Source organism: Lactivibrio alcoholicus, from assembly GCF_055390895.1.
In genome coordinates, this window is record NZ_AP042471.1 from 682547 (window position 1) to 706524 (window position 23978).

Annotated in this window: 22 protein-coding genes; 5 read left to right on the plus strand and 17 right to left on the minus strand. The window is 61.4% G+C overall.

Annotated elements, in window-relative coordinates; genetic code table 11:
* Nucleotides 1–22: 22 nt before the first annotated feature.
* On the plus strand, nucleotides 23–961 hold the full coding sequence (arcC, locus tag ACZ5IU_RS03390; RefSeq protein ID WP_464420523.1) for a carbamate kinase: 939 nt from the start codon (nucleotides 23–25) through the stop codon (nucleotides 959–961).
* Between the two features lie 63 nt (nucleotides 962–1024).
* Here arcC and ACZ5IU_RS03395 read toward each other — a convergent pair whose 3' ends face one another.
* The 8 genes from ACZ5IU_RS03395 to ACZ5IU_RS03430 all read right to left on the minus strand — a co-directional run bounded on the left by ACZ5IU_RS03395 (nucleotide 1025) and on the right by ACZ5IU_RS03430 (nucleotide 9285).
* Nucleotides 1025–2116 carry a pyridoxal phosphate-dependent aminotransferase gene (locus ACZ5IU_RS03395; protein WP_464420527.1) on the minus strand — a complete coding sequence of 364 codons (1092 nt, stop codon included), beginning with the start codon at nucleotides 2114–2116 and terminating at the stop codon, nucleotides 1025–1027.
* 161 nt (nucleotides 2117–2277) lie between these two features.
* The gene (locus ACZ5IU_RS03400; protein ID WP_464420529.1) at nucleotides 2278–2436 is read right to left on the minus strand and encodes a hypothetical protein; all 159 of its coding nucleotides are present in this window, start codon (nucleotides 2434–2436) and stop codon (nucleotides 2278–2280) included.
* A 171-nt stretch (nucleotides 2437–2607) separates the two neighbouring features.
* Nucleotides 2608–4152, minus strand: a complete 1545-nt coding sequence (locus tag ACZ5IU_RS03405; protein ID WP_464420531.1) for an ABC transporter substrate-binding protein — start codon at nucleotides 4150–4152, stop codon at nucleotides 2608–2610.
* 55 nt (nucleotides 4153–4207) lie between these two features.
* Nucleotides 4208–5209, minus strand: coding sequence for an ABC transporter ATP-binding protein (locus tag ACZ5IU_RS03410; protein WP_464420533.1), 1002 nt, complete (start codon nucleotides 5207–5209; stop codon nucleotides 4208–4210).
* Nucleotides 5199–6200 carry an ABC transporter ATP-binding protein gene (locus ACZ5IU_RS03415; RefSeq protein ID WP_464420535.1) on the minus strand — a complete coding sequence of 334 codons (1002 nt, stop codon included), beginning with the start codon at nucleotides 6198–6200 and terminating at the stop codon, nucleotides 5199–5201. Before ACZ5IU_RS03415 ends, ACZ5IU_RS03410 begins: the two co-directional genes overlap by 11 nt.
* Before the next feature lie 9 nt (nucleotides 6201–6209).
* On the minus strand, nucleotides 6210–7094 hold the full coding sequence (locus ACZ5IU_RS03420; RefSeq protein WP_464420537.1) for an ABC transporter permease: 885 nt from the start codon (nucleotides 7092–7094) through the stop codon (nucleotides 6210–6212).
* 5 nt (nucleotides 7095–7099) lie between these two features.
* Nucleotides 7100–8065 (minus strand): ABC transporter permease, encoded by a 966-nt coding sequence (locus ACZ5IU_RS03425; protein WP_464420539.1) that lies wholly within the window; start codon nucleotides 8063–8065, stop codon nucleotides 7100–7102.
* A gap of 26 nt (nucleotides 8066–8091) precedes the next feature.
* Nucleotides 8092–9285, minus strand: coding sequence for an amidohydrolase (locus tag ACZ5IU_RS03430; protein ID WP_464420541.1), 1194 nt, complete (start codon nucleotides 9283–9285; stop codon nucleotides 8092–8094).
* 240 nt (nucleotides 9286–9525) lie between these two features.
* Between ACZ5IU_RS03430 and ACZ5IU_RS03435 the strand changes: the two genes are divergently transcribed.
* Complete coding sequence (locus tag ACZ5IU_RS03435) at nucleotides 9526–10179, plus strand: hypothetical protein (RefSeq protein WP_464420543.1); 654 nt, start codon at nucleotides 9526–9528, stop codon at nucleotides 10177–10179.
* Here ACZ5IU_RS03435 and ACZ5IU_RS03440 read toward each other — a convergent pair.
* Nucleotides 10151–10864, minus strand: a complete 714-nt coding sequence (locus tag ACZ5IU_RS03440) for a hypothetical protein (protein ID WP_464420545.1) — start codon at nucleotides 10862–10864, stop codon at nucleotides 10151–10153. The two genes, ACZ5IU_RS03435 and ACZ5IU_RS03440, sit on opposite strands and share 29 nt — an antisense overlap.
* 62 nt (nucleotides 10865–10926) lie before the next feature.
* On the opposite strand from ACZ5IU_RS03440, the gene ACZ5IU_RS03445 reads away from it, so the two are divergent.
* Entirely contained in the window at nucleotides 10927–12060 is a 1134-nt protein-coding gene (locus tag ACZ5IU_RS03445; RefSeq protein WP_464420547.1) for a DUF362 domain-containing protein, read from the plus strand.
* Between the two features lie 63 nt (nucleotides 12061–12123).
* On the opposite strand, the gene ACZ5IU_RS03450 is transcribed toward ACZ5IU_RS03445, so the two are convergent.
* The 3 genes from ACZ5IU_RS03450 to ACZ5IU_RS03460 form a co-directional block, all read right to left on the minus strand.
* Entirely contained in the window at nucleotides 12124–13251 is a 1128-nt protein-coding gene (locus ACZ5IU_RS03450; RefSeq protein WP_464420549.1) for a sodium ion-translocating decarboxylase subunit beta, read from the minus strand.
* A gap of 122 nt (nucleotides 13252–13373) precedes the next feature.
* A complete protein-coding gene (locus ACZ5IU_RS03455) occupies nucleotides 13374–14213 on the minus strand; it encodes a hypothetical protein (RefSeq protein ID WP_464420551.1) in 840 nt (279 codons plus the stop codon).
* A 95-nt stretch (nucleotides 14214–14308) separates the two neighbouring features.
* On the minus strand, nucleotides 14309–15370 hold the full coding sequence (locus ACZ5IU_RS03460; protein WP_464420553.1) for an MBL fold metallo-hydrolase: 1062 nt from the start codon (nucleotides 15368–15370) through the stop codon (nucleotides 14309–14311).
* Between the two features lie 150 nt (nucleotides 15371–15520).
* Between ACZ5IU_RS03460 and ACZ5IU_RS03465 the strand changes: the two genes are divergently transcribed.
* Complete coding sequence (locus ACZ5IU_RS03465; RefSeq protein ID WP_464420555.1) at nucleotides 15521–16603, plus strand: hypothetical protein; 1083 nt, start codon at nucleotides 15521–15523, stop codon at nucleotides 16601–16603.
* A 6-nt stretch (nucleotides 16604–16609) separates the two neighbouring features.
* On the opposite strand, the gene ACZ5IU_RS03470 is transcribed toward ACZ5IU_RS03465, so the two are convergent.
* On the minus strand, nucleotides 16610–17857 hold the full coding sequence (locus ACZ5IU_RS03470) for a hypothetical protein (RefSeq protein WP_464420557.1): 1248 nt from the start codon (nucleotides 17855–17857) through the stop codon (nucleotides 16610–16612).
* Nucleotides 17858–18323: 466 nt separating this feature from the next.
* On the opposite strand from ACZ5IU_RS03470, the gene ACZ5IU_RS03475 reads away from it, so the two are divergent.
* Nucleotides 18324–18770, plus strand: a complete 447-nt coding sequence (locus ACZ5IU_RS03475; protein ID WP_464420559.1) for a hypothetical protein — start codon at nucleotides 18324–18326, stop codon at nucleotides 18768–18770.
* A 10-nt stretch (nucleotides 18771–18780) separates the two neighbouring features.
* Here ACZ5IU_RS03475 and ACZ5IU_RS03480 read toward each other — a convergent pair whose 3' ends face one another.
* The 4 genes from ACZ5IU_RS03480 to ACZ5IU_RS03495 form a co-directional block, all read right to left on the minus strand.
* Nucleotides 18781–19971: a M20 metallopeptidase family protein gene (locus ACZ5IU_RS03480; RefSeq protein ID WP_464420561.1), complete on the minus strand. Its 1191-nt coding sequence runs from the start codon at nucleotides 19969–19971 to the stop codon at nucleotides 18781–18783.
* A 365-nt stretch (nucleotides 19972–20336) separates the two neighbouring features.
* Nucleotides 20337–21650: a TRAP transporter large permease gene (locus ACZ5IU_RS03485; RefSeq protein ID WP_464420563.1), complete on the minus strand. Its 1314-nt coding sequence runs from the start codon at nucleotides 21648–21650 to the stop codon at nucleotides 20337–20339.
* Nucleotides 21651–21660: 10 nt separating this feature from the next.
* Nucleotides 21661–22200: a TRAP transporter small permease subunit gene (locus ACZ5IU_RS03490; RefSeq protein ID WP_464420565.1), complete on the minus strand. Its 540-nt coding sequence runs from the start codon at nucleotides 22198–22200 to the stop codon at nucleotides 21661–21663.
* A 96-nt stretch (nucleotides 22201–22296) separates the two neighbouring features.
* Nucleotides 22297–23355, minus strand: a complete 1059-nt coding sequence (locus tag ACZ5IU_RS03495) for a TRAP transporter substrate-binding protein (RefSeq protein WP_464420567.1) — start codon at nucleotides 23353–23355, stop codon at nucleotides 22297–22299.
* Nucleotides 23356–23978: the final 623 nt, after the last annotated feature.

Genomic DNA, 23978 nt, shown 5'->3' on the forward strand with positions numbered 1-23978 from the left:
CGAGTTGGAGGGAACGGAGAGTATGAGAGTGTTGGTTGCCCTCGGGGGCAATGCGATTCTGCAGCCCGGACAGAAGGGCGTCGCCGCCGAACAGCGGGAGAACGTCCAGAAGACCGTGGACCAGATCGTCCGCATGATACGGGCGTCGCACGAAGTCGTCATCACGCACGGCAACGGACCGCAGGTCGGCGCCATCCTGATCCAGAACGAGTTGGGAGCCGCGAAGGTTCCGGCAATGCCGATGGACATCTGCGGAGCTGAAAGCCAGGGACTCATCGGCTATATGTTCTGCCAGAGCCTCGGGAACACGATGCTCCGCGAGGGGATCCCCGGCAGGGAGCCTGTATGTCTCGTCACGCGTGTCGAAGTCGATCCCGCGGACCCCGCGTTCGCCCACCCCACGAAGCCCGTCGGCCCCTTCTCCACCGAAGAGGCCGCCAGGCGTCGCATGGCCGAGACGAACGAACGCTGGATCGACGACGCGGGCCGGGGCTGGCGTCGTGTCGTCGCGTCGCCCGACCCGAAGGGCATCGTCGAGCGGAACGTCATCACCGCCCTCGTGGCGAAAGGGTTCGTCGTCGTCGCGTCGGGAGGCGGCGGAATTCCCGTGATCCGGCGTTCCGACGGTTCGCTCGAAGGCGTCGAGGCCGTCATCGACAAGGATCTCGCGGGAGAACGCCTCGCGGCGGAGGTCGGAGCGGATGTTCTTATGATTCTCACGGATGTCCCGGCTGTCGCCGTCCACTACCGTCAGCCCGGAGAGCGGTGGCTCGGGAAAGTCACGACGGACGAGGTCGAGGCGTTCGAGAAGGAAGGGCACTTCAGGGCCGGATCGATGGGGCCGAAGGTCAAAGCCGCGCTGCGCTTCGTCCGGAACGGGGGAAAACGCGCCATCATCGCGAGCCTGAACAACGCGATCGAAGCGCTCGACGGAACGTCCGGAACGCAGATCGTTCCATAGCCGAAGCGATCATCGGTTCTTTCGCGGGGCGGAGGCCGAACCTCCGCCCCCCTTTTTTATTGCTTACGCGAAGGCCCTCGGCCAGAGCTCCCCGAACAGCGAAAGCTGCGAAGGCGCAGGAACCCGCAGCCGAACGCAGCACGCACCGATCCTTTCGAAGCACTCCCCCGGTTCCGTCCGAATGCCGACCTTCATCAGCCGTTCGTAGAGATTCCCCTCGCGTCGGTCGCAGACCAGCATGATCGGCACTGCGGGGTCGGTGCGCGCGACCGAAACGCCGGGCGTCGCCCCCGCACATTCGAGCACGCGCCGTTTAACGCCGGTGACGGCTTCGCGAGTCCGGCGCGGATACTCCGCGTCCTTCATGACCTCCGGAAGGATGGCAAGCGCCACGCTGTTCAGCGGAAACGGGTCTTCGACGATCCGGAGGAGCGCCATGGCCCTCGGGTCGCGGAGAACGCCGTATCCGGCGCGCAGCCCGGCCAGGCCCCATCCCTTCGAGAAACTGCGCACGCAGATGATCGAGTCGTGAAAGAGCGTCATGGCGGACTCCTCGCGAGGGATATAGTCACCGTAGGCTTCGTCCACGATCAGGAACGCGCCGCTTTCCGCGCAACGGTCCGCGAGGCGGACCACGTCGTCGAGCGGCGCCGTCCATCCGGTCGGGTTGTGCGGCCGGTCGAAATACACGAGAGCCGTTTCCTCCGTCACGGACGACGCGATGCGTTCCGTGTCGGGGGTATAGTCCGGAGCGTCGAGAGGCACGACGCTCACGTCGCTTCCGGACAACCGGAACGCAAGCAGTCCGGAGGTGAACTGAGGCGCCATGCCGATGACGCGCGCTCCGGGGCCGCACAGGGAACGCGCGATGGTCGAGAGCACGCCGATCGAGCCGCACCCGAAGAACAGCTGCTCGGGGCCGAACGCATCCTTCCAGCAGGAACAGATCTCCCGGACGAGGGAGTCCTTGTCGGCGGGATAGGTATCCACCCCGAAGGAGGCGCGTTCGAGGACGCGTCGCACCGATTCGGGCGTCCCGAGCGGATTGCAGCCGAGAGCGCAATCGACGAGGACCGGACGTTCCTCGCGAAGGTTCGCGTACTCCGGCCCGTACTCCCGCCTGAGCCAGTCGGGAATCCATTGAGACCACGTCATTGAATCACAGCTCCCTTCCGAATGCATCATGCTACTATAGATTCAGATCGAAAAAAAGAAAAGCGGACCGGCTGCAAGCCGATCCGCCAGAAGAACCCTGTATGACCACGTCCGTCGCCTGTGAACGTTCGTTGAGATACAAAAGGCCGCTCGTTACTCTCCTAGTTGTGGATCACGAGGATCCGGTTCCTTCCGTCGTGCGACGTCCGGGAAATGCGACCTGCATTTTCCGGATTCGCCGGGAGGAAGCTGCCGTCGGGCAGCCGCCAGTGCGGCATTCCGTCGAGAGAGACGAGCTTCATCGTTTCGGTTCCTGTCATGTATTCACCCCCCCTTGCATATTCATTGCAAAGGAATATTCTACTCCTCCATCTCCATTTTGTCACGCATGAAAATTTTCGGCAAAAAAGACGGGCTGCGGAGCACGACATTCCCGCAGCCCGTCCTCGCGTCGAATAGAGCGGCACGTGATCTCTGTTCCGAAGCGATTCTTATTTCACATCCATCTCGTAGGCGAGTATCGACTTGTCCGAGCGGGGCGTGAAGGCGATACCCTCTTTCCTGCCGTACAGATCCTGCTGGAAGTAGAGCGGAACGACGCCGCCGTCGGCAACGATGAGCGCCGCGGCATCCTCGAGGATCGCCGCGCGCTTTGCCGGGTCGGCCGTCGCGTCGGCCGAGTCGATGAGTTTGTCGAACTCGGGATTCGCGTAGTGCCCCCGATTGGAGCCTCCCTTGGCGGGATTCTTGCCCCGCGTGTAGAAGAGGACGCTCGCCATCTCGCCGACGTCGATCGGTTCGGACCACCCCGTCATGACGAGGCTCGACTTGTCGCCGGGACGCACGAAGTCGAAGAAGACGGACTTCGGGTGAAGACGGAGCTCGATCTGGATCCCGACCTTCGTGAGCTGGCTCGCGAGGGCCTGCGCGACCTGTCCGTCATTCACATATCGGCCGTTGGGCGCGTCGAGGTATATCTTGAATCCATCGGGATAGCCGGCTTCGGCGAGGAGTTTCTTCGCTTCCGCGGGGTCATAGGCGGGGGCGGGGATCTTCTTCGTGTAGCCGCGCCGTCCCTCGAGGACGAGCTGGTTCGTCGCGTACGCGTTTCCGTTCATGATCATTTTGACGATCGCGTCGCGGTTGATGGCCAGCGAGAGCGCCTTGCGGACGCGGATGTCGTTGAAGGGGTTTCTGTCGAGACCGATGATTCCGGCCCCTTTCGGCCGGTTCGCGTCGACGTGGAGGTAGATGAGGCGTTCGCTCGGACGGTCGATGACCTCGAATCCCTTCGTTCCCTTCACCTTTTCGACGTCGCGGACGGGAACGTCTTCGATGATGTCGACCTCTCCCGTGAGGAGCGCCGCCGTACGCGTCGCGGCGTTGCTGATCGGACGCATCGTCACTTTCGCGATCTTCGGAGCGCCGCCCCAGTACGCGTCGTTGCCCTTCATCGTAATGTGGTCTTCCTTGACCCACTCCTGGAAGATGTACGGCCCGGTGCCTATCGGCGCCTGATTGAACTTCTCGGGCCCGACCTTCGTCCTGTACGCCTTCGGGAGGATCCGGAGCGGGACGAGCGATTCGAGAAGGATGGCCGTCGGAACGGACGTGATGATTTTGACCGTGTGCGGATCGACGATCCGGACCTCCTTGATCGACGCCGTGAAGTTCTTCAGGAGCGACGTCCGGCACACGTCGATCGTGTAGGCCACGTCCTCTGCCGTAAAATCGCTGCCGTCGTGAAACTTCACGCCCTTGCGGAGAGCGAACGTCCACGTGAGGTTATCGTCGCCGACCGACCACGACGTCGCGAGTCCGGGGACCGGAATGCCCCTCGGGTCGCTGTTGAAGAGCCCGTCGTACATGAAGCGCCCCATCGTGTTCGTAATCGTCTCGTCCTGCTGCGACGGATCCATGAAAAGCGCGTCCGACGCGAGTCCGATGACGAGGCTCTTCTCCGCCGCCACCGCCGCCGTACACATCAGCAGCGACAGAGCACACACCGCCAGTATTGCCGCAAACCTTCTGCCCATAATCCTGTTTCCCCCCTTGGAAGAATATGTGATCCGAACAGCAGCCTCCCGGCTGTCAGTTCCCGATTGCGTGGCACGCGACCATCCGCCCCGCCCATTCGCGGATCTCCGGGCGCTCCGTCGTGCAGATCTCCATCCTCTGCGGGCACCTGTTCGCGAAGGGACACCCCGGAGGAAGATGAATGGGGCTTGGGACGTCCCCTTTGAGAGGTTCGGCCGTCGCCGTTCGGTCGAGCGTCGGCGCGGCCGAGAGCAGCGCCTTTGTATAGGGGTGCATCGGTTGGCCGAAGATCCGGTCGCATGTCCCCTGTTCGACGAGAAATCCGAGATACATGATCCCGAGCCGCTCCGTGACGTGCCTGACGACCGAGAGGTCGTGGGCGATGAAGAGATACGACAGGGAAAACTCGTCCCGGAGATCCATCATGAGGTTGAGTACCTGCGCCTGAATCGATACGTCGAGCGCGGATACGGGTTCGTCGGCGACGATGAAGGCCGGATTGGTCGAGAGAGCGCGCGCGATCCCGATCCGCTGGCGCTGTCCTCCCGAAAACTGGTGCGGGTAGCGGTCCGCCTGCTCCGGCCGGAATCCGACGATGTCGAGAAGACGGTACATTTTCTCGTATGCCTCGTCCCGGCCGGACACGATTCCGTGAAAGACCATGGGCTCCATGACGATGTCCCGGATTCTCTGCCGCGGATTCAACGACGCGTACGGATCCTGGAAGATCATCTGCATCTTCCGTCGCACGTGCATCATCTGCGACGGCGTATGCCGCGAGATATCCTCCCCGTCGAAGACGATGCTCCCCGCCTTCGGTTCCAGAAGCCGGACGACGGTCCTCGCCGTCGTCGATTTGCCGCAGCCGGACTCGCCGACCAGACTGAAAACCTCGCCGCGCTTCACGGAAAACGAGACTCCGTTGACCGCGTGGACGACGCGCTTGGGCTTCCCCGTCAGCCGGTCCGTGAGTCCCCTGCGCTGCTCGAAGCTCTGGACGAGGCCGGAGACCTCGAGAATCGCTTCCGGAGTGGCGCATTCATTTCTATCGGGCACGCTTCGTCTCCCCTTCCTCCGCGCCGACGGGGCTGTGGCACGCGACCTTCCGTCCAGGAGCGACGACGCGCATCTCCGGGATTTCCTCGAAACACCGCCCGGCCGCAAAACTGCAGCGAGGAGCGAACGAACACCCCTTCGGCAGATCGAAGAGACTCGGGACCATCCCGGATATCTGCGGCAAGCGCCGAACGCGCGGCCCCGCCATTCTCGGAATCGATCCGAGAAGTCCTTTCGTGTAGGGGTGATGCGGACGGGCGATCAGTTCCCGCGTCGGAGCCTCCTCGACCATCTTTCCGCAGTACATGACGGCGACCCGGTGGGTCATCTCCGAAACGACGGCGAGGTCGTGCGTAATGAGGATCAGTGCCGAGCCGGACCTTTTCACGAGCCGCTCCATGAGCGCGAGGATCTGCGCCTGAACGGTCACGTCGAGCGCCGTCGTCGGTTCGTCGGCGATGATGAGTCGCGGAGTCGCCGCAAGTGCGATCGCTATGACCACCCGTTGCCGCATTCCTCCGGAGAACTGGTGCGGATAGCAGTCGAGACGATCCTCCGGGGTCGGGATCCCAACATCGTCGAGAAGTTCGAGCGTACGGGCGCGCCGTCCGGCTGGCGAGAGGGGCGTATGCAGGACGAGCATTTCGTCGATCTGACGTCCGATGGTCTGAAGCGGGTTGAGCGATGTCATCGGGTCCTGGAAGACCATCGAGATCTCGCGGCCTCGGATCCGGCGCATCTCGTCCTCGCTCTTTTTCAGAAGATCCTCTCCGCGGAACAGGACTTCGCCGCCCGCGATCCTTCCCGGAGGATCGATCAGACCGAGGATTGAGAACCCCGTGACGGACTTTCCTCCGCCCGACTCGCCGACGATTCCGAGAATCTCTCCCGTGTCGAGCGTGAAGTCGATGCCGTCGACGGCCTTCACGGTCCCCCGGAAGAGTTCGAACCAGGTTCTGAGGTTTCTTACTTCCAGCAACGGTCCGGACATTGGATTCTCCTATTTCAGACGCGGATTGAGTTCGTCCCGGAGAAAATCCCCGAGAAGGTTGATTCCGAAGACCAGAAGCATGATGAACATCCCGGGGAAGACCGAGGACCACCAGAGTCCGCTGAAAAGGACATCGTAGCCGTTCTTGACCAGCAGACCGAGAGAGGGTTGCGTGACAGGCACCCCGACGCCGAGATAGCTCAGCGTCGCCTCCGTCAGGATCACCGTTCCGACGTGGATCGTCGCGATGACGATCAGCGGCGTCAGGATATTGGGGAGGACGTGGTGCAGGATGATCGGAAACGGCGAAAGACCGATGAGTCTGGCCGCATCGACGTATTCCCTGTTCCGCTCGACGAGAACCGAGCCCCGGACCGTGCGCGCGTACAGGACCCATCCGACGAGCGTCAGCGCGATAATCAGCTTGCCGAGTCCCCGTCCGAAGGCCGCCATGATGAATAGGGCGACGAGCATCGCGGGGAAGGAGAGCTGTATATCCACGACGCGCATCAGGAAGCCGTCGAGGCGCCCACCGAAGTATCCGGCCACGAGCCCCAGAAATGTTCCGATCGCGCACGAGAGCACGACCACGGCAATTCCGATGAACAGGGATATCCGGCTGCCGTAGACGATCGCGCTCAGAATGTCCCGTCCCTGGTCGTCCGTCCCGAGAACGAACGATCGATCGCCGCCATCCATCCACACTGGGGGTTTGTACGCATCCATGAGGTCCAGGCTCGCGATATCGTAGGGATTCTGGGGAGTGATCATGGGGCCTATGATAACCGTTATGAGGAAGAAGAGGACAATCGCCAGTCCGATCACGGCGCCGGGGTTCCGGACGAAATTGTGAAAGAACTCGGTTCTGTAGAAGGTTTTCCGTTTCTCGTCCATGGCGATCACCTGAGGTCGACGCGCGGATCGATCATCGTATAGACGATATCGACGATGAAGTTGATGGCGACGAACATGGCCGCCACGATCATGAGATACGCGACGATGACCGGCCTGTCGGACGTGTTGATCGAGTCGACGAGGAGCTTTCCCATCCCGGGCCAGGCAAAGATCGTCTCCGTGACTGTCGCGAAGGCGATCAGGCTGCCCACCTGAAGTCCGAAGACCGTCACGACGGGAACGAGCGCATTCTTGAGCGCGTGCGAGAACAGCAGGCTCCTCCACGTGACGCCCTTGGCCCGCGCGAACCTGATGAAGTCCTGGCGCATGACCTCCATGATCTGGGCCCGGATGAGCCGGATCAGCATCGCCAGGGTGCCGAGCGCGAGCGTGAACGCGGGGAGGATGATGTGCTTGAATCCATCCCACGTGAGGAAGGCGAACGGGATTCCGAAAAGCGTTCCCGTCGTTCCCCGTCCCGAGGACGGAAGGAAGCCCTTTTCGACCGCGAAGTAGAAGATGAGAAGGATGCCCACCCAGAAGGACGGAAGGGAGATTCCGAGAAGGGAGCCTCCCATGATCGCCCTGCTGAGCGCGTTATTCGGGCGTGCGCCGGCGAAGACGCCGCAGGGGAGTGCGATCGCGAGGGAGATGACGATCGACAGGAAGACCAGTTCGAGCGTCGCGGGCATGCGTTCGACGATCAGCGTCAGTGCGGGACGCTTGAACATGTACGAGACCCCGAGATTTCCATGCAGGAGATTTCGGAGGAAAACGGCGTACTGATCCCAGAGGGGACGGTCGAGCCCGAGAGCGACACGAGCCTCGGCGATCTGGGCATCCGTCGCCGTCGGGGGCACGATCATGAGAACGGGGTCTCCGGTGAAGCTCATGACGCAGAAGACGATCACGGAAACCATGAACAGGACCACGAACATCTGGAACACGCGTTTGAGAAGATATGTGAGCATTCAGGAGTTCTCCGTTTCCTTCGGCGTCAACACTGGTTCGGCCGCACCTTCTCGTCGAATTCCTTCCGCATACGCTCGCGGAGCTCTTCGATCGTCAGGACATCCAGCGCCGTCATCGCGAGCCCTTTCGCGCCGAGCAGCACGACATCGTCCGCTCTCGGACTGACCGCGGCCTTCCGGAAGGAATCGTGGTGCGCGGTGACCTCCCCTTTGCGCGCGATCGCGAGATACTCGTGGATCGCCGGGACGACAAGCGATACGTTGCCGATGTCGGACGAACCGACCTGAGCCGTGTAGTCGGGATAGTGCATCGTTTCCCCGAGAGTTTCCATGTTCGCCTTGAAAGCTTCGCCGAGCGTCAGGCTCGGGTAGCGCTCCGCGTAAACGGGGGCGCCCGTGACGGCGCAGCGCGCTCCCGTGAGCATCGCGGCGGCCCCGGCGACGCGTTCGATATCGGCGAAGATCCCGACGAGCGTCTTTTTTCTGCCGGCCCGTACGGTAAACGAAGCCTTGGCATAGTCCGGGACAACGTTCGACGCCGCCCCTCCGTGCGTGATGATTCCGTTGATCTTGCTCTCGTTGCTCCACGTGTGGCTCACGGAGTCGATCCCGTTGAACAGCGCGATCAGGGACGTCAGCGCGTTCACGCCGTCCTTCGGGCTCGACGAATGCGCGGCTTTGCCGAAGAACTCGACGTCGACGCTCTGCGCCGCGAGTCCGTGGCGTGCGATGAGATTGTCGTCCGACGGGTGAATCATCATCGCGCACGTGATTCCGTCGAATGCGCCTCCGTCAGCCATAGGGATTTTTCCGCCTCCCGTCTCTTCCGCCGGGGTTCCGATGACGACGATTTCCCCTGGAATGTCGTTCGCCTCCATGACCCGTGCGAGCGATACGGCCGCTCCCATCGCGATCGAGGCGATTATGTTGTGGCCGCACCCGTGGCCGACGCCTTCGAGGGCGTCGTACTCCGAAAGGAAGGCGATCTTCACCCCGTTCGGCCGGTTCGAGGGATCCGTAGCCCTGAAAGCCGTCCGCATTCCGAAGAACGGGATCTCGACCGTGAAACCGTGACGCTCGAGAAGTTCCTTCTGCCACTGTACAGCTTTATGCTCCTGCCACCCCGTCTCCGGGGTCGAATGAATCCTGTGACTGAGCGCGAGGAGTTCCCCCCTCATCGCGTCCACGGAATCCTCAATCTGCCGCTTGATCGGTTGCATTCACGGAGCCTCCCGAATACGAAATCGATCCCCGTGGGTTCGACCGCGCGGATCGGCACCCAGCGCGGGGATTGCATGCCTCGGACATGGTACTTCATCTTCCCGCTCCGGTCGAGGGGGAGAACATCCCGGAATACTCCCGAAAACGATTCCATCTCCTCGTTCGAGGACATCACGCTCGATTCTCAGCTACGCGCAAAAAAAGGTATAATCTGCAAAAAAGAAGGAGGCGGTTCAGCCATGTTTCGACGACTGGTTCCAGCCATTGCCCTTCTCTGCTTTCTCTCCACGGAGCGGCCGGCCGGAGCGGCCGCGTACAGGACGAACCTCCGGAATTGCCTTTCCTTCACGGCGGCCGCGGGCGTGACCGGATTCTACGTGCTCCCGAGGGAAATCCAGGCGGTCGTGCGTACGACGGACGTCCTCGAAGACCTCGTCATCGCCTACTACGACTGCGATACGCGCCAGGACGCGTGGCTCGACCCCAACTTCTTCCAGGTCAAAGTACGCGGCGAACCGCGTTTCATGCTCTCCCTGAAGGACGAGCGCGGCTGGGGGACGATCACGAACCATCTTCTCGCGTCGCTCCGGATCTACGATACGAGCAGGGATATGTTCGTTCACTATCTGAACGCGTGGAGCAGCTGGTCCGTGAGCGACATCCGTCTCGTCGTCGACGTTCAGGACGGAGGAATCTACGACATGGACGGCGTGGTCAACGGATCCGTTGATGTCGGGCTCGCCGTCGGCGCCGGGATCGTCGACGACGACGAACCCTCCTGTTCGTCGCTGTTCGGCGGAGGCTGCTCCGCTTCCGGCGGCGTCATGCAACTCTGGGCAGTGTTCGCTCTGGTGCCTCTTTTCCTTACGCGAGCGGTTTTCCGAAGAGGATGACCATCCCGCGCGACCGGTGGCGGAGTTTGTAGCCGGAATACCCTTCGTCGAGAACTCCGCGAATCGCCCGGACGTCGTGGAGGGGAACCTCCCGGTGGTTCCGCGTCGACGTCTGCGTCGGCACGTCGAGGTGTTTCGAGAGGACGAACCGCAGGGTACCCGCATATTTCCGCTTGAGATCCTCGATGCAGAAGCCGCATTCGAGGACGTTCGCCAGGCTGTAGATGTTCTTCGGAGAGACGGTCGTGTAGAAGATGTTCCTGTTGTCGGCGTACACGATGGATTCCATGAGGTAATAGGAGATTTGCTGGAGGTTGTTGCCGCGGAAGGAACTGTCGATCACGCAGAAGTCCATGACCGCGACGCGGTCTTCCATTCCCGGGATTGCGAGATCCCGAACCGCGGGTTCGACCTCGGATGGAGAATAGGACACCGAACGGAAGCACACCATCCTGTCGCCGTCGAAGAAGGCGAGGGCGCGCCCCTTTCCTCCAAGCGTCTCGCGTATGGAGTTTTCCGCCGAGAAGAGGGACTCGTCGCCGATCTCTTCGGCGATTCTGCCGTGAAAGGCCGCGGCTTTCGCATGGTCGTCGGGGCCAAGATAGCGGACAGTGCAGGGGACCGTCTCGATGACGCCGGCACGGCGCCGTCGCAGGACGATTCGTTCGGACTTGGAATGATGCACACGCTTCACCTCCATTTCTGTTCATTATACACGCAGGAGGATTCGGCAATGGGAGCCGCAGCGTGAACAGGGTTTCGGTCTACAGACAGGAAACGTATGAACGTGCGGAAATCCGGGGACGAATCGAGCGGATCATCGCCGATCTCGGAGGGGCGGAACGCTTTTTCCGCCCCGGGATGCGCGTCCTCCTGAAACCGAACATGCTCGCCGCATCGCGTCCCGACAGGAGGGTCACGACCGACCCTTCCGTCGTCCGGGCCGTCGGGGCCATCCTGAAGGACCTCGGCGTCCTCTGCTCGATCGGCGACAGCCCGGGTATCGATCCGTTCGCCTCGGTCGCCGCGCAATCCGGCATCGCGGCCGTCGCGGAGGAACTCGGGATCCCGTGCGTCGAGCTTTCCGGTTCAGTCCCGTTTCCGACTCCGCGCGGTTCGATCTTTCACGGGCTCGAACTCTCCTCGGCCGTAAGGGAAGTCGACGCCGTCGTCAATCTCCCGAAGCTCAAGACGCACGGCCAGATGATGCTCACGCTCGGCGTCAAGAACCTCTTCGGGTGCGTCGTCGCGCAACGGAAGGCCGAATGGCACTATAAGGTCGGGCTCCGGCGCGAAACCTTCGCGTCGCTGCTTCTGGATATCGCGGCGACCGTTCGCCCGGCGATCACGATCCTCGACGGCGTCATCGGCATGGAAGGCGGCGGCCCACGGAACGGAACCCCCCGAAGCTTCGGCATCCTCGCGGGAGCGACGGATCCGCTCGCGCTCGACATGGTCCTGTGTCGGATGCTCGGCTGCCCTCCCGAGGTCTTCCCGCTCGCCCGCGCCGCGAAGGATCGCGAACTCGAAGCAGCCGATCCCGGCATGTGCGAGCTGACGGGCGACATCGACGCGACGTTCCGGTTTCGGGATGTCGTCTTTCCGCCGCAGGATTCCCTCCATCTGCTGCCATCCTTCCTCGACGGATTCGGCAAGGGGGTTCTCGTATCCCGGCCCGTCGCGGTCCGCGGCGCGTGTCGCGGATGCGGCAAATGCGTCATGGCCTGCTCCGCGGGGGCCGTCCGGCTTTCCGCGCGCGGCCCTGCGTTCGACTACGCGAAGTGCATCCGCTGCTTCTGCTGCCAGGAGATGTGTCCGCACGACGCAATCGCCTTTCGCAAGGGAGCGCTCCTGTCGCTCATGAAATTCTTCCACCGCTGAAAAGAGGGACCGCGCCTACGCGCGGCCCCTCGCGTGTCCCTTCGGTTCCCGTCGGCCGGGAGGTCAATGCCCCCCGAGAAAGGCGAGCAACAGCCCCCCGGCAAGTACGGAGCCGATCTGCCCCGATACGTTCGCTGCCACGGCGTGCATCAGCACGAAGTTGTTCATCGACGCCTTCGCGGCCATCGTCTGGATGACACGGGCCGACATCGGGAACGCCGATATCCCCGCGGCGCCGATCATCGGATTGACCTTCACCCGCAGGAAAAGATTCAGGAACTTTGCGGAGAGGACGCCGACGGCCGTATCGAGCACGAACGCGACAAGCCCCATTCCGAGGATCATCAGCGTCGACGGCTGCAGGAACTTTTCCCCGTTGAGAGTCACCGAGATCGCGAGTCCGAGGAGAATCGTGACGATATTCGCGAGTTCGTTCTGCGCCCCCTTCGCGAGCCGGTCGACGACGCCGCTCTCGCGCATCAGGTTGCCGAACATCAGGAAGCCTATGAGTGCGACTGACGCCGGCGCGACGAAACCCGCCGCCAGCGTGACGACGATCGGGAAGAGGATTTTGACGCGTCGGGAGACGTGACGCTCCGTATACTCCATCCGGACCGCGCGCTCCTTCTGCGTGGTCAGCATCCGGATCACCGGAGGCTGGATCAGCGGCACGAGCGCCATATAGGAATACGCGGCGACCGAGATCGGTCCGAGAAGATGAGGGGCGAAGCGTGCCGAGACGTAGATGGACGTCGGACCATCGGCGGCCCCGATGATCCCGATGGACGCCGCCTCCTTGACGTCGAAACCGAGAACGAGCGCAAGCCCCATCGTCAGGAAGATTCCCGCCTGCGCCGTCAGGCCGAACAGAAACGCGACCGGATACTGGAAGAGGGGCGTAAAGTCGATCATCGCGCCGACCGCGATGAAGATGAGCAACGGAAAGAGTTCCGTCGCGATTCCGGCCTGGAAGAGAAAGCTCAGGGCCCCTTCCTGAACGACGCCGTTCACGGTGTGCGTCAGCGCGGCCGTGAACGGAACGTTCACGAGCAGCGCCCCGAACCCCATCGGGAGGAGCAACGCGGGTTCGTATTCCTTCTCGATCGCGAGCCAGATAAGTCCGAGCCCTACAAGGATCATGACCGCCTGCTTCGCGGTCAACGCCGCGAATGTCTGAATCAGGATATCCATCAACGACTCCCTTTCTCCGGGTACCCGTCCGCGATAAAACATTCGGAGACGGGAAAAGGGCCTTCGGAGGAATCACCCCCCGAAGGCCCGCCTGATTGCCGCTTGCGCGCGCCGTTCGAGCCCTATTTTCTCAGAAGGAAAAGGACTGGCGCAAGGAGCGCCAGCGACCATGGGACGAAGACGGCTGCCGAACACCCTTCTGAGGCACCGCCTCGCGGGTCGTCCGATGGATCGTGAGTGACCGTGAATTGCCATACGGGGCCGTTCGTCCGGAGTCCGTAGGAATTGATCGAGTTGACCTGCCAGTAGTACTTCGTGTTGTTCTGGAGCGACGTCGGGACATACTGGTTGACGCTGATCGAGCCCGCCCTGCCGGACGTGACGACGGGCATGACCGACGGGCTCGTCCCGAGCCGGACCTCGTAGTACAACTTCACGGACGTATTGCCGCCCTCGATGTTCGGATCCTTGCCCGTCCATGAGAGAACCGCGTTCTTCGCGACGTACTGCGCGTTGTCCGCCGGGGACGGCTGTGTGGCGGGATACGGTTCGTACTTGTTGTCCGGGAACGTATCTCCCGTCACGAATACCCATGTCGGCCCGTTCGCGACATTCCCGTTCCCGTCGCTCGTGATGATCTTCCAGTAATACGCCGTCAGCGGGAGCAGCTTGAGCGAAGGCGCGTACTCGAACGTCGGATTCGTCAGATCCGCCGAGGCGGTGTATATGCTCCCGAGGTACGTCGGCGAGGTCTGATTCGTGCCGAGATAGATCGAATACGTGATGACATCGCCGCTGACGGAATCCGACCCCGTCCACTTGAGCGTCGTGTTGCAGACGACCTCGGCGGCTTCGTTCGCGGGCGCAGGACTGCTCGCCGGCCGGACCGCCCCCCAGGAAATCGCCGCCGACGCGGCCATAAGCGCGCAACTCAGGATAAAAATGAACAGGTTCCTTTTCATGCCTGCCTCCTTCGACCATCCGTCCGTACAGAAAATACGGCGATTTCTCGTGTCAGAATTGTACCCCAACCGGAACGCTCACGCCAGATGATTCTTCAACGACCTTTCCGTGGTTCCCCGGTACCGCGCACATACCCGAGAAACCCGAGGATGCTGTTTCTCAGGAAAAACTCTTCCTTGACCTTGTTTCCGGCATCGAAGAACGAAAACGCCGCTAGCAGCGGATCTTCGCTTCGCAGTCGAAGAGCGATGCGTTCCACGAGTTCGCGGTCTCCGGTCGCATCCCGCGGCCGGATGAAACATTCTTCCGTCACGACGGCCCTCCAGCGTTCGAGCTGTTTCGAAAGGCGCGTGAGATCCTCCGCGGCATCCTCGGTCCAGCCGTAATGACTGTAGCAGAGAAGCGCGTACTCCCGCTCCCGCAGACGTCCGAGGGATCCGGCGTAGATTTCGTACTCGAAACGCGGCGGCGTTCCCGGGGACTGGTATCGGAAGTCCGCTGGAATGACGCCGTCCGGGAATCGCGCCACGTTTTCCCTCGGAATCCAGAGGTCGGCGACAAATCGGGTCAGCGCCACGCCCGCCGCCTCTCCCGGAAAGAGGACGCTTCCCGCGGACGTCGTAAAGACGAACGCGTCGTGGTGCGACGCGTGTCCGGGAGTCGCGACGATCTCGATTTCCCGGAGCGGAGCGGAATCGACGAACGACCCCGGATCGACGTACCCCGGCTCTCCGAACGCGTCGATCACCGTCGCTCCGAGCGTCGCGACGCTCGCCTCGTAGAGTTTTTCCGGACGGACGAGATGCTGCCGTCCTTTTTCCGGCGCGTAGACGCCGCACCGGGGAAACTCCTTCAGGAAAGCGGCCGTTCCTCCGGAATGATCGAGATGGACGTGCGTCGCGAGCATGGTGTCGACGGACCGGACATCAAGCGCCCGGAGCGTCCTGACAAGCCCCGGGACGGTCGATGTCGGTCCGACATCGACGAGTCCGGTCCACCCCGTTCTTCCGTCGCGCAGGAGCCATGCCGTGATCTGGTGCTCCATTCCCGGCAGCGGAATGGGAAGATCGATCATGAAGATGTCCGTCTCGGGTGAGACGGCGATACGACAGGAGGGAAATGTTCCCCGTTCAGGAGGGATTCGCTCTGTTTTCACCGACGTGTTCTCCTTTCGGGCGGACACTGTCTTCCTGAACGAACTCGGTCCGCTCGCTGCATTATACATACCGGCGCGTCCGGGGTGTGCTTTCGTCCCCGTTTGGTGTAAAGTATCGGCGTGTATGCACGAAACGCATGGAGGAAAGCCATGAATATACGATCCGGAGAGATCGTCCACATGAAAATGTACGACATCGCCGACGAAATCCGTCTCGGGACGCTGCCGCCCGATGTCTTCGCCGGACGACTGCCCGTCAGACAGTCGCTCGTCCGCGTCGAGACGAAATCGATCGAACTCGTCAACCCGCCGGTGGCCGTCGACCTCGGTCCGCGGGCATGGGCGGCGTCGTCCGGAAGGGTCGTCTTCGACCTCGCCGCGCACTTCTTCGATCTTGGCGTCGTGTCCCTGATCATGCGGATCCCCGTCCGCAACCTCGAACTCGGGGCATTCATCGAGACGGCCCTGTCACTCGATCCGGACCCCGAAATCGACCGGCATCTCGACTGGGAGATCGAGCAGATCTCCCACGGAATCGAAAGCTGCCTTTCGAGGCGCCACGGCTACGCGAACTTCCAGGAGGAGTACACCTTCTATATTCTGAAGGATACCGACGAACCCATCACCTTCGACACGTTCCGCAACTATCCGAAACTCCTCGGAATGCTTCTCGGCGAACGCGCTCCGGTCAGCGCGCAGCAGATCGGGATGATCGCCGATAACGCGTTCTCGTTTTCCGACGACGAGCTCGTCCTTCTGAACTACGACAACGCGCTCATCGTCGACCGCAAGGAGGCGAACGACATCCTTCTGCTCCTCGAATACGCGGTCGTCCAGGTGCTCGAAGCCCGCTACTACGACGAGACCCTGACTGAAAAACTCAAGGGGCTCTACGGCGATATGGATACACCCGTCCCGCTTCTCACGGCGCTCTTCTCGAACCGGTGGAGCAACCTCGCCCGGCGCGGCATGAAACTCGTCCTCGAGACGCGCCTGATGACGGACCACCTCACGACGTCGGTCCGCGTCACGGAAGACGTCTACTACGCGCAAATCTACGTCCGTGCCCTCAGGATCTTCCGGACGCAGACATGGCTCACAAAAATAGACGAAAAACTCGCATCGATGAAGGACGCCTACGAACTCATGGAAAACGAGATCGGCTCCAAGCGGTCCACGGTCCTCGAATGGATCGTCATCATCCTCATCGCGCTCGAACTCGTCCGCCTGTAGGTAGGGTTAGTCCGCATACAGCACAATCTCCATGCTGCGGATGACCCCACGGCCGTCCAGACGGAAAAAAAGTTCGTAGTCGCACCCGGCGCCCGTGTAGATCATCACGTTGTCCTCCATGCGCTGCGGCTCTCCGAGTTCCGCGCGGACCGAGCCGGAGTGCATTCCGACCCTGATCGAGCCGCCCAGGGGGTATTCGGCCGACGTTATGTCGAGATAGGCGAGGATCTCCCTGTCGGGCCACCTGAAGAAATCCGCCTGCAGTCCCCTGTAGGCCAGCGACGCAACGATCGGGGCGAACTCTCCGGTTCCGGATTCTCCGGTCCTCTTCGTCCGGCTCGAGGACGGCGGGCCGAGGCGGGCCGTGAGGTCAGACTCTCCGGGGCCGTAGTACCGCAGCGTCTCCTTCAGGAACGCGTCGATTCGGGTGGGGCCGGATCCTTCGCCGAAAATCGGCGATTCCCGGCGAAGCCGTTCGGGAACGGGAGTTCCGTTCGCTTCGTGAAGCAGGAGCGCGGATTCGTAGCGGCGCTCCGGATCGAACGGGATTCGTTTTATGGATCCGTCCGCCGCCACCTCGAACACGAATCCCCGCATCGGACTGGGATTCGGAACCGCCGGTTCGTAGAGAAACCCGACGATTCTGCGTCCGTCCGGCATCGAGACGACGATCCACCCGTAGCTGCTCCGGGCGCCTTCCGCCTGCAGACGTTCATTGACGACATCCTGAACGGTCTTCCCCCGGCCGAAAGCCTCCGATCGCTGAACGCGCAACGCGAGGAGACGTTCCTCCGGCAACGGAATCCGGGCGGCGGCGAAAGCGGCGTCGATCGCATCGGCGTATGCCCCTCCGTGCGATCGTTTGACCTCGTGAATCGCCCTTCTCCCCGGGACCAGTTCGAAAAACCATCCCCTGAGCAGCGCCCTCGCGTCGAGAAAGAGAAAATAGACCAGGTAACTCCCGTTCTCCATGAGGTCGGCTCCCCACCCGACGGACAGAATCGCCCCCGTCGAGGTGAGCGTCGAGCGGACGAACTCCTCGTTCGTCATTCCGGGCCTGAGGTTGCTCGACTCCCGGACGATCCGAATCGCCCTTTCCGGGTTCAGGAGTGGATCGACGCCGAAGAGAATGAACGCCAGAACGACGCAGAGGACGCACGCCCCGACGAACAGCAGGATGTCCTTCCGCAGGAACGTCTTCCGCAGTTTTTCCGCATACTCGCCGGCTCCCACGGCGTTTCCTCCCTTTGCCATCGTCTCCGCTCCCTGATATGTATTATCGCACGCTCCATGTCTCTTTTCGGATGTGCGGGTATAATTCCTGGAGACGAAACGAGGGAAATCCACACCGAAAGAAGGGGTCTCCATCCGATACGCCGTTCTCGACTTTGAAACCAACGGGTTCGTCGGTCGCTCGGTCGTTTCCGCATCGTCGATCGTCTTCGACGACGACGGGAATGTTCTCGGCTATTTCAACCGGTTCTACTTTCCGCGCGAACGACCGGACAATCTGACGGAGCGCATTCACGGACTGACCGTTCCGCGTCTTGCGCGACTCCGCCAGGGTGTCGCGTATCCCGAGTACTTCCCCGAGGACGTCGGTTCACTCGTCGATTTCTGGGAGCACCTCACCCCCGACGGAGTCGTCGTCCACAACCTTTCGTTCGATACGGCATTTCTGCCCGCCGGTGTCCTCGAGGGGCGAAAGTGGTGGTGCTCGATGCGAGGTCTCGCCGACATCTGTGCGATCGCGCGCCCCGGACGCCCCGGAACGTCCAAGTGGCCCCGCCTCCAGGAGGCCGCCGATCGCGTCGCGGCGCTTTTCCCTCCCCCTCCCCCGATGCGCCTCGCGGAGGAATCGCTCGCGTCGATGACGCGCGCGCACGCTTCTCTCGCGGACTGTTTCGTTCTCGGGAGGATCATGTCGCGGATTGTCCGATGCCGTTCCGACGTGATCCGATTCAGACGGCTCCGAGGTTCGAAGTTTCTCCTCCCCCCAAAATCCTCCTACTCCCGCCGCGAAACGGGGGCCGAGGACGCCGTGACGCAGGAAATACTCGAGTTCGAAAACGCTTTCGCGCGCCTTCTGAAAAAGAGCGAAGGGCCCCTCCGAACGAGAGCCCCTTCGCCCGTCGAAACACCCGGTCTGCCGTTTCCCGCGGAGTGACCTCCGCGGATCACGAATTCCCGAGAAAGCGCATCGCGACTCCCGCCATGGTCGCGACGCCGAGCGGGAGAACCGCGTCGTCGACCTTGTACTTCGGGTGATGCTGCGGATACGTCGCATCGATATCGGGGTTTCCCGTCCCGAGGAACATGAACGTTCCGGGGATCTTCTCGAGGTAATAGCTGAAATCCTCCGCGCCCATCGTCGGCGCCATCTCGTAGACGTTCTCGGCTCCGGCGACCTCCTTCGCGACCTCGACGGCGTATTTCGTGAACGCCGGATCGGTGACCGTCGGAGGAAGGAAGCGGGTATACGTGAATTCCGGCGTGCAGCGCATCGCCTCGCAGATGAGCTCGGCCATCGTTTTCATTCTGGACTCGATGTAGTCGCGGATTTCGGGCCGGAAGGTCCGCGTGGTACCGAGAATCGACGCGGTGTCCGGAATGACGTTGAACACGTTTCCGGCGTTGATCGCTCCGACCGAAATCACTCCGGCCTCGAGCGGATCCACCTCGCGGCTCACGATCGTCTGCCACGCCGACACGACCGCGCACGCGCACGCGACCGGGTCGACCGACATGTGCGGCATGGATCCGTGTCCGCCCTTTCCCTTGATGTTCAGAAGGTAGGAATCCGCCGAAGCCATCGTCGGACCCTCGTGATAGGCGATCTTCCCGCTCGGGACGGGAGACCAGATGTGCAACCCGCAGATCGCGTCGACGCCGTCGAGCGCGCCGCTTTCTATCATCCGGACCGCGCCGCCGGGCTTCCCCTTTTCCTCGGCGGGCTGGAAGATGAGCCGATACGAGCCGTTCAGCTCCGACTTGCGTTCGATGAGAATCTTCGCGGCACCCAGAAGCATCGCGATGTGCGCGTCGTGTCCGCAGGCGTGCATGAACCCCGGGCGTTCCGACCGGTACGGGACGTCGGTCTCTTCCGTCACGGGGAGCGCGTCGATGTCGGCCCGCAGCGCGATCTTCTTTCCCGGCCGTCCGGTATCGATGTCGGCCATGACACCCGTAGTTATCTCGTATCCGCCGACACGGAGGTTCGCGTATCCCATTTCGGTGAGATGCGCGACAATCCGCTTCGTCGTCTCGACTTCCTCGTACCCGAGTTCGGGACAGCGGTGGAATTCGTGACGCCACGTCGCGAGCAGATCTTTCATGTCTTCCGCCTGTTGCCTCAGAATATTCTGCATATCGATCACTCCTTCGAAGGATTGTACACTCATTATAAACGGCCCGCCGCTTCCGCGACGGGCCGCTCCGACGAAGCGGACTGATTCCGGTTCGGCTTCCGAGCGTTTTTCCCGAATCGCCGGATGACTGCGGCGCCGACCTCGGGCGTCATCGCGCTCACGATCAAGACCACGATGAAATTGAGGATCAGGCCGACGAACCCCTCGTTGAGACCGGAGAAAACCGGAACGCCGAATGGTTTGTTGGCGGCACAGAAAGCGGCTTCATTCCGGAATCGGGTACACGACCCCGGAAATCTGCGACCCCGAAAGACAACGGGCCGAAAATCCGTGTCCGCCTTTTTCGGGGAAGGTCATCTTCAGATCTATCCGAAAAGTATCTTCGGAAGCCAGGTGACCAGCGACGGGAAGATGATGCACAGCGTCAGACACACGAGCTGTGTGATCACAAAAGGAATCACGGAGCGGTAGATGTCCGACATGGTGACCCCCTTCGGGGCGATTCCCCGCATCATGAACAGCATCGTTCCGAAGGGCGGCGTCAGGTACCCCGTCTGTGTGTTCACCGCGTACAGGACTCCCAGCCACAGGGGGTCAAAGCCGTAAATCGGCAAAAGAGGCAGGATGATGGGCGCGGTGATCATGAGGATGCTCCAGGCGTCGATCACGAAACCGAGAAGGAACCAGACGACCTGGATGCCGATCAGCATGGCCCACCACCCCACCTGGTATTCCTTCACCATCCCGATGACCATCCGGGAGGCCCCCAGTCCCATGTAGACCGCCGCAAAGGCCTGGGCGGCGAAGAGAATCCACATCATAAAGCCCTGGATCTTAATCGTGGCGAGAGACGCCTCCCTGAGGAGGTTCCATGTCAATTTCCCGTGGATCGCGCTGCAGATGATGGCTCCGAGAGCGCCGACGGCGGCCGCCTCGGTCGGCGTCGCGATGCCGGTGTAGATCGATCCCAGGACGGAGAAGACCAGCAGCATGGGAAGGATGATTCCCTTGAGGGACGCCATTTTGGCCCCCCAGTTGGCCCGTTCCTCCGGAGGGATCGGAGGTCCCATCTCCGGGTTCATATGGCATTTGAGCAGAATGTAGCCGATGATAAGAACGGAGCACAGCAGTCCGGCGCTCATTCCTCCCGCGAAGAGCCCTCCTATGGAGACCTGCGCGATCGTCCCGTAGAGCACCAGCGCGATGCTCGGAGGGATGAGGGGGCCGAGGACGCCTCCGGCCATGATGCACCCGACCGCCAATTTTTTGTCGTAGCCTCGTTTCAGCATCGCGGGAAGCGCCATGAGTCCCATCATGACAACGCCCGTCGAGGCGATTCCCGACATTGCGGCGATGAGGGTGCACGCCAGAACGGTCCCGACCGCCAGTCCGCCCTTGAGGGAACCCATCCAGCGGTACATCATCTCGTACAGATCCTCGGAGACGCCGGAACGTTCCAGCACCGTCGCGAGGAGCACGAAAAGCGGACACGCCACGAGCGTCGTCGTGGACATCATGGAATACGTTCGGGCCACAATGATGAAAAGCGATTCCGGCCCCCAGAAAACCGCAGCGAACACCGTCGCCAATCCTCCCAGGACGAACGCGACTGGGAGGCCGAGCAGCAGGAAGAGAAACATGCCTCCGAAAAGGAAAACGGAGATAAGCCCTATGTCCATAGATATCACCTCAGTTTCCATCGCCGATTTCGGCGTCGACGACGAGCTCGCGGCCTGTCAGCGCGAGATGGAGATCCCTGATGGTCTTGGTGATGCCCTGGAGCAGCACGAGGAACGCCGAAACGGGAATCAGGAGCTTGATCTGCCACACGTAGGGCCCCCAGGTGCTGTTCGAGTACTCCATCACGCGCAGGCTGTCCCAGGCCCAGGGAACGCTCAACCACAGCATCGTCCCCACGAAGGCGTAGAAAAGGGTCCACGTGAAGAGATCCACGACGGCTTTCACGCGCGGAGGAAAGTACTGGTACACCGCGTCGACGTTGACGAAAGCCCCCCAGCGCAACGCATAGGCCCCCCCGAGGACGAAATGCGCCCCGTACAGCATACACGACGTCTCGTGAGCCCAGATAGTGGGGCGGTTGAATCCGTATCTCATGACCACTTCGTAAACGAGGACGAGCATCGTCGGATAAACAAGCAGACCGAAGATCCTGCCCACCCAATCGTTGAGAGTGTCCGTGAAATTGATGAACCTGATCAAAGAGTTCAATCGCATCACCTCATTCTGTTCAAGTTTGCTCCAAAAAAACGCCCCCTCCTCCCCGGAGGAAGAGGGGGCGCGTTTCGCGGGGCGAAAGCGTTCCTGCTACTTGATGTAGCCTCGGTCTTTCATGAACTGCTTGACGATCTTGACGCCCTCGGCGACTCTCGGGTCTTTGCCGCCGATCTCTTTCTCGATCTTGTCCAGGTAGGGGATCGAGAAATCATTCGTAATTTTGTCGATGTCTTCCTTGCCCCATTCGATGTAGGTGGTCTTCCACTCCTTGAAGGACTTCGTCATCATGGTCTTTTCCTGTTCGTCGCAGACCTTCGCGTAGTCCTCGTTGAATTCGTCGGCGGCCTTCGTGACGATTTCCTTCAGGTCGTCGGGAAGCGCGTCCCAGGCCTTCTTGGAAACCCAAAGCTCCATGCCCTGAGGCACCTGCCAGGCCGGGCCGATGAAGTACGGGCACACCTCGTAGAGTTTGAGATCGCGGTACAGCCACCACGCCGTTCCGCTGCCGTCAAGGGTGCCCATGGCGATCGCCATGTAGGTCTCCGGATGGGGAAGCATGACCGGAGCGGCGCCGAAGTGCTCCATGGTGTCCGACATGGCGCCGAAGAAGCGGACCTTAAAGCCCTTGAGATCCGCGAGCCCCTTGATGGGCTTCTTGCTCCAGAAATAGGTGTTGCCCACGCTGTGACTGCTCAGGAAGTGGATGCCCTTCGTGGCCATCTCTTCGCGGATGAGCCTGTCGATTCCCCGTTTATAGTACAGTTCCTTGAAATCGTCGAGGCTTCTGCAGACGAAGGGTGGAAGGTTGCCCGCCTGGAGCCAGCCCATGTTGATCGAGCCTCGCCAGAAGAGGGTGCTCGTGTTGGAAATCTGAATCATATTCGCCTGCATGGCGGGAAAAACTTCCGAGTATTCGACCAGTTCGCCCGCATAATGAAGCGTGATGTTCAGCCTGCCGCCGGATCGTTCACGAACCCGCTCGATGAAAGGCGGGATGACGAAGGTCGTCGAAAGCGCGCCGGGCGTGTGGTGGCTCTGGAACTTCCAGTTGATCACGTCCGCCGCCGAGGCCTGCCCGAGGCCGCCGATAATCAGAAAGCCGAAAAGGATCGCCGCGGCGACGAGCGCCGTTGGTTTCCGGTGTTTCATCAAAGCACCTCCTCAAGAAGTTTTTTTGCTGACACGGTGACACTATCCTGTTTCTACTTTCTAAGATATCCCCTCCTGTCCGGCGAACTCGCCTCCTTTCCGGGAGACGGATCCCCTCTCTCCATGCGTGTCACCCAACCGAAGACGATGGTGTTCCGGGAAGGCACGGAATCCACGATAAGACAAAGCCTGACGATTCTGTCCACACTTTTTAGTGCTATTTTCTATATACATTAATAATTATAAATAGCTTAAACAGTAAAAAAAGTCAAGTGGCAAACGCACTGGTGGACAGCGATAATATCATATGGGGTAAAAACACACAGGAAACGGATTTCGCTGTCAAGGTTCAACTGTTGGACGTGTGGTCGGACAGCGATAATGTCACCCCCTATTCTTAGGGCTCTGGTCCCGGACAGGGTGGTACAGGGAGAAATGAGCGCCGCGGAAGGAGCGAGGCGTCTTTCTCCGAGCAAACGTCACGTTTTCCGTCTGATGGCTTGAACGGGGCGAAGCGTATTCCCTCTGGTTTTGGTACTCTAAAATTGACCACTTTAGAGGCGAACGAGAGCCGAAAATTGACCACCTGACCATAGCTCCGGGTATCATCGGCGGGGACGCAC